This window comes from Mycobacterium sp. (assembly GCF_049280035.1).
In the GTDB taxonomy this organism is placed as follows: Bacteria; Actinomycetota; Actinomycetes; order Mycobacteriales; family Mycobacteriaceae; genus Mycobacterium.
The window spans coordinates 1-5,538 of sequence record NZ_JBAPPI010000182.1; the positions used below are offsets into that span (position 1 = coordinate 1).

A 5,538-nucleotide genomic window follows, 5' to 3' on the forward strand; every position below is an offset into this window, starting at 1 on the left:
CCCTCGGCGTGCGGCGATGCCAACACTTCGTTGGCGATCCGCAACGCGCGCAGCGGCGTGCCCGCGTTCATCGCAAAGGTCGCCGCGAGCGCGTCGAGGGTGGCCAACGCCGTCGGCGCCGAGAGCCGCTTGCGCATCGTCTGCAGAAACGCCGTCGCGCGCTCCGGCTCGCTGAGCATCCAGAACTGGTTGGCGGCCCGCGGCAGCGCCCACTCGATCAGCTCGGACTGCGACAACTGCTCGGGATCTACCGCCTCCAGCACCACGCCGGCTTCTCGTCCATGGCCCTGCCAGGTCAGCGCGTATGCCAGTGACAGTCGCGCGGCCAGACCGTCCGAGGTGTCCAGAGCGGCGCGCGCGAGCTGTTCAGCGAGCTCCAGCTCACCGAGCCGCAGCGCATGTTGGGCTGCGGCCACGACGTCGCCGGTGGCCTTGGGCGCGTCGCTGTCGACGGCCAGCGCTGAAAGTCGCAGCTGGTCGCCGATGTGGTCGGGTGGTCGGGTCGCCAGCTGTTCGACCAGTGAGGTGCGCAGCGCCCGCGCGGCTGCTGGTGGCAGCGCGGCGCGGACGCGGTCGGTGTAGAGCGGATGGGCCGCGTACACCATTCCCTGATCATCGGAAGCGACCGCGCCGGCAGTTTCCGCTTCGTCGACGGCATGCTGGTCGGCCAGCGCGGTGAGGTCGCCGCGGCGCAACGGCTCTGCGAGCGCCAGGTAGTCCAGCACCGTGCGCGCCGGCGCCGGCAGGCCGGCCAGGTAGCCGTCGACCAGGGCAGGCAGTGCTAGGTCATTCGCCAAATCGCCGCTCTGCACCAAGTGCCGCAGATACAGCGGGTTGCCTTGACTGCGGTTAAACACCTCCTCGGTCGCCGCCGGGTCAGGCGTCGCGCCCAGCGCCGATTCCAGCAATGCCGCCGTCGCCGGCCTGTCCAGTGGCTCGACCTCGACCAGGGCCAGCAGCTCATCGGCCGACAGTGCTGCGACCGCATCAGGCAGCTCGGTGCCGGCACGGACGGTGACAATCAATCGCGCCGAGCGACTCAGCGCGAGCTGATACAGCAGCGTGGCCGACAGATGGTCCAGTTGGTGTGCGTCGTCGACCACAAACAGCAGCTCGCCGCTGTCGCCGATCAGCGAGTCGGCGGCCGCGCGCAGCAGCTCGGCGGGCCTGCCTGTCTCGGCGACGTCGGTGATGTGCTGCAGGTCGTCGAACGCGCCGAACGGCACGATCCGCTCCGTCGCAGTGCCCACCACCCAACGGACGACCGTCGACGGCTTATCCGCGGCGAACTTCTCGGCGGCAGTCCGCGCGAGCAGCGTCTTGCCGACGCCGTCGGCTCCGACCAGCACCACCCCGGACCGCTGGGTGTCGCCCAACGCGTCCGCGACCCGGTGCAGTACCGCGTCCGGCGGCACGGCAACCCAACCAGTCGGCACCGCCGGATTTTATTGCGCGCCGTGGCTGGCCTTTTCGCCAGGCATGCCTATAGACCCAAATGCACTCGGCGGCAACGCGGTCTACTACGTCTATTACGGTTCGACTGTGCACTCCAAACGCGATGCACCGCAGGCGTGGGCGGTCTGTGTGTACTGCGCGTCCGGGCCCACCCACCCCGAGTTGTTGGCATTGGCCGCCGAACTCGGCGAGGCGATCGCTGATCGGGGCTGGACCCTGGTCTGGGGCGGCGGCAACGTCTCCGCGATGGGCGCGTTGGCCACCGCCGCGCGGGCCCGCGGCGCGTGGACCGTCGGCGTCATCCCGAAGATGCTGGTGCGTCGCGAAGTCGCCGACACCGACGCCGACGAGCTGATCGTGACCGACACCATGCGGGAGCGTAAACAGATCATGGAGGACCGCGCCGATGCCTTCATTGCGCTGCCAGGCGGCATCGGCACGCTGGAGGAACTGTTTGAGGCCTGGACCGGCGGGTATCTCGGCATGCACGACAAGCCTGTTGTGCTGCTCGACCCGGCCGGACACTTCGATGGGCTGCGCGCATGGCTCTACGGACTGGTCGACAGCGGTTATGTCGCGCAAGCCGCCCTGGACCGGCTGATAGTCGTCGACGAGGTGAGCGCCGCACTCGCGGCCTGCACACCCGGATGAGTTAGTGAGCCGCTGCGGACTCGGCCGATTGCCCTGCTCCTCCTCAGACCGCTGCGCGGTCTGCATCGTCACAGGGCTACGCTGGCCGCGCATAATGCGGTTCAGCAAAGTGAGGGATAACAGTGTCTGAACACGACTCCGGTACCCGCTCATCGGTCGGGTTGCTCGATATCGCAGCCCGGGTGCCCGGGGTGTTGACCGACGTTCCGGTGATGGTCCGCGGCGTGCTCACCGGGCTGCTGGCCCGGCCGACCTCCAAGACGTCGATCGGCAAAGTGTTCCAGGAACGCGCCGCCCGCTTCGGTGACCGGGTGTTCATCCGGTTCGGCGAGCAGCAACTGACCTACCGCGAGGCCAATGCGACCGCCAACCGCTACGCCGCGGTGCTGGCGGCGCGTGGTGTCGGTCGCGGCGAGGTCGTTGGGGTGATGTTGCGGAACTCACCGAACGCGGTGCTGATGATGTTGGCCGTGGTCAAATGCGGCGCGGTCGCCGGGATGCTCAACTACCACCAGCGCGGGGAGGTGCTGGCGCACAGCCTCGGCTTGCTGGACGCCAAAGTGCTCGTCGTCGAATCCGACCTGATCGACGCGCTAGACGAATGCGGCGGGGCCGGCGTTGCGCCGACCACGATCGAGGAGATGGAGCGCCTGGCCGCCACCGCGCCCACCACCAACCCGGCGTCGGCATCGGCGGTGCTGGCCAAGGACACCGCGTTCTACATCTTCACCTCGGGCACCACGGGCCATCCCAAGGCCAGCGTGATGACGCATCGTCGGTGGTTGTCAGCGTTGGCTGCGTTTGGCGGGCTGGGCTTGCGGCTGAGGGGTTCCGACACGTTGTACAGCTGCCTGCCGCTGTACCACAACAACGCGCTGACGGTCGCGGTCGGATCGGTGATCAATTCGGGGGCAACCCTGGCCCTGGGTAAGTCCTTTTCGGCGTCGCGGTTTTGGGACGAGGTGATTGCCAGCGATGCAACGGCATTCATCTACATCGGCGAGGTGTGCCGCTACCTGCTCAACCAGCCGGCCAAGCCGACCGACCGCGCCCACAAGGTCCGGGTGATCGCCGGTAACGGGTTGCGTCCGGAGATTTGGGACGAGTTCACTACTCGGTTCGGCATCGCGCGAGTCTGCGAGTTCTACGCGGCCAGTGAGGGCAACACCGCGTTCATCAACATCTTCAATGTGCCCCGATCGACTGGCATCGCGCCGATGCCGTTGGCCTACGTGCAGTACGACCCCGACACCGGCGAGCCGCTGCGCGGCGAGGATGGCCGGGTGCAGCGAGTGCCCGCCGGCGAGCCGGGTCTGTTGCTGAGCCCGGTGAACCGGCTGCAACCGTTCGACGGTTACACCGACCCAAGCGCGAGTGAAAAGAAGCTGGTGCGCAACGCCTTTCGTGAGGGCGACTGCTGGTTCAACACTGGCGACGTGATGAGCCCGCAGGGCATGGGCCACGCCGCGTTCGTCGACCGGCTCGGCGACACCTTCCGCTGGAAGGGCGAGAACGTCGCCACCACGCAGGTGGAACGGGCGCTGGCGGCGGACAAATCCGTACAGGAGTGCACCGTCTTCGGCGTCGAGATCCCGCGTACCGGCGGACGCGCCGGAATGGCCGCAGTCCAGCTGCGCGACGGCGCCGAGTTCGACGGGAAGGCACTCGCGCACACCGTCTACGACCATCTGCCGATGTATGCGATGCCGCTGTTCATCCGGGTGGTCGAAGAGATGGAGCACACCACCACGTTCAAGAGCCGCAAGGTGGATCTGCGCGAGCAGGCTTACGGTCCTGGCATCGAGGACCCGCTGTATGTGTTGGCCGGCCGCGACGAGGGCTATGTGCCGTTCTACGACGAATATCCGGACGAGGTCGCGGCCGGTAAGCGGCCCCAGGGCTAGGCGAAGCCAGTCACTTCGTGATCAACGGCAGCTAGACCCTCAGCGCTCGCGCAGCGGCGGCGGCGGGCACCATAGATGGGTGCACTCCACCCTGTGCGGTCGCCGAGTAACGGGCGACCGCCCGCTGATCATGGCGATCGTCAACCGCACGCCGGATTCGTTTTATGACCGCGGTGCCACCTTCGGCGACGGTGCGGCCCGCGACGCTGCGCATCGCGTCATCGACGAGGGCGCCGATGTCGTCGACGTGGGCGGCGTCAAGGCGGGCCCGGGCGAGAGCATCGACGCTGAAACCGAGGCCGCCCGGGTGGTGCCGTTCATCGAGTGGCTGCGCGATAGCTACCCCGACCAACTGATCAGCATCGACACCTGGCGCGCGGAGGTAGCCCGACAGGCCTGCCTGGCGGGCGCGGACTTGATCAACGACACCTGGGGTGGTTTCGACCCCGCGATGCCCCAGGTGGCCGCCGAGTTCGGAGCCGGGCTGGTGTGCTCGCACACCGGCGGTTTGCCGCCACGTACCCGGCCATTCCGGGTCAGCTACGGGACGAGCACCCGCGGGGTGGTGGACGACGTGATCCGGGAAGTCACCGCAGCTGCCGAGCGGGCCGTCGCCGCCGGAGTGGCCCGTGACCGGGTGCTGATCGACCCGACCCACGACTTCGGCAAGAACACCTTCCACGGCCTGACGCTGTTGCGTCACATGGAAGATCTTGTTAACACGGGGTGGCCGGTGTTAATGGCGTTGAGCAACAAGGACTTCGTCGGGGAGACTCTGGGCGTGGATCTGACCGAACGGCTGGAGGGAACCCTGGCAGCCACCGCGCTCGCGGCTGCCGCCGGCGCGCGGATGTTCCGGGTGCACGAAGTCGGCCCCACCCGGCGGGTGCTGGAAATGGTGGCTTCGATCAATGGGCAGCGGCCGCCGACGCGCACGGTGAGAGGACTCGCATGACGGCATCAGAGCTGGTCGATCTCGCCGCTGAGGGGGCACTGACCGCACTGCCCGGCGACGTCTGGCTGGCCGACCGCTGTTGGACCCGTCCGCATTGGACGGTTGACGAGTTGGTGACGGCGAAGGCCGGACGAACCATCGCGGTGGTGCTGCCTGCCCTCAACGAGGAAGACACCGTCGAATCGGTGATCGACAGCATTTCACCGCTGGTCGGCGGGCTGGTCGACGAGTTGATCGTGCTCGATTCGGGCTCCACCGACGACACCGAGATTCGGGCGATCGCCGCGGGTGCGCGCGTCGTCACCAGAGAACAAGCCTTGCCGCACATCCCGCCTCGGCCCGGCAAGGGCGAGGTGCTGTGGCGCTCACTGGCCGCCACCGATGGCGACATCGTGGTGTTCGTCGACTCCGACCTGATCGACCCGCACCCGATGTTCGTGCCGCGACTGCTCGGGCCGCTGCTCACCGAGGACGGCATCCACCTGGTCAAGAGCTTTTACCGGCGGCCGCTGAACATTGGCGACGTCAGCGACGCCAGCGGTCGGGAAGGCGCCACCGGCGGTGGCCGGGTCA

General features: G+C 67.9%; 5 protein-coding genes. 4 read left to right on the forward strand and 1 reads right to left on the reverse strand.

Annotation, left to right across the window (positions count from 1 at the left end; all coding sequences use genetic code 11):
• The coding region (locus WAN71_RS05960) for an AAA family ATPase (protein WP_422224450.1) at nucleotides 1-1,436 on the reverse strand (1,436 nt) is incomplete at its 3' end.
• 43 nt (nucleotides 1,437-1,479) lie between these two features.
• Here WAN71_RS05960 and WAN71_RS05965 point away from each other — a divergent pair.
• The 4 genes from WAN71_RS05965 to WAN71_RS05980 form a co-directional block, all read left to right on the forward strand.
• Nucleotides 1,480-2,106 (forward strand): TIGR00730 family Rossman fold protein, encoded by a 627-nt coding sequence (locus tag WAN71_RS05965; protein ID WP_422224451.1) that lies wholly within the window; start codon nucleotides 1,480-1,482, stop codon nucleotides 2,104-2,106.
• A gap of 122 nt (nucleotides 2,107-2,228) precedes the next feature.
• Entirely contained in the window at nucleotides 2,229-4,010 is a 1,782-nt protein-coding gene (gene fadD6, locus WAN71_RS05970; protein ID WP_422224452.1) for a long-chain-acyl-CoA synthetase FadD6, read from the forward strand.
• Between the two features lie 130 nt (nucleotides 4,011-4,140).
• Entirely contained in the window at nucleotides 4,141-4,965 is an 825-nt protein-coding gene (gene folP, locus WAN71_RS05975; protein WP_422224454.1) for a dihydropteroate synthase, read from the forward strand.
• Nucleotides 4,962-5,538 (forward strand): glycosyltransferase (locus WAN71_RS05980; protein WP_422224453.1); only part of this gene is annotated, 577 nt, incomplete at its 3' end. The genes folP and WAN71_RS05980, both read left to right, overlap by 4 nt.

Coding starts and splice junctions, on each gene's coding strand:
- WAN71_RS05965 (WP_422224451.1), top strand. CDS start 1,480: ATGCCTATAGACCCAAATGCACTCGGCGGCAACGCGGTCTACTACGTC.
- folP (WP_422224454.1), top strand. CDS start 4,141: ATGGCGATCGTCAACCGCACGCCGGATTCGTTTTATGACCGCGGTGCC.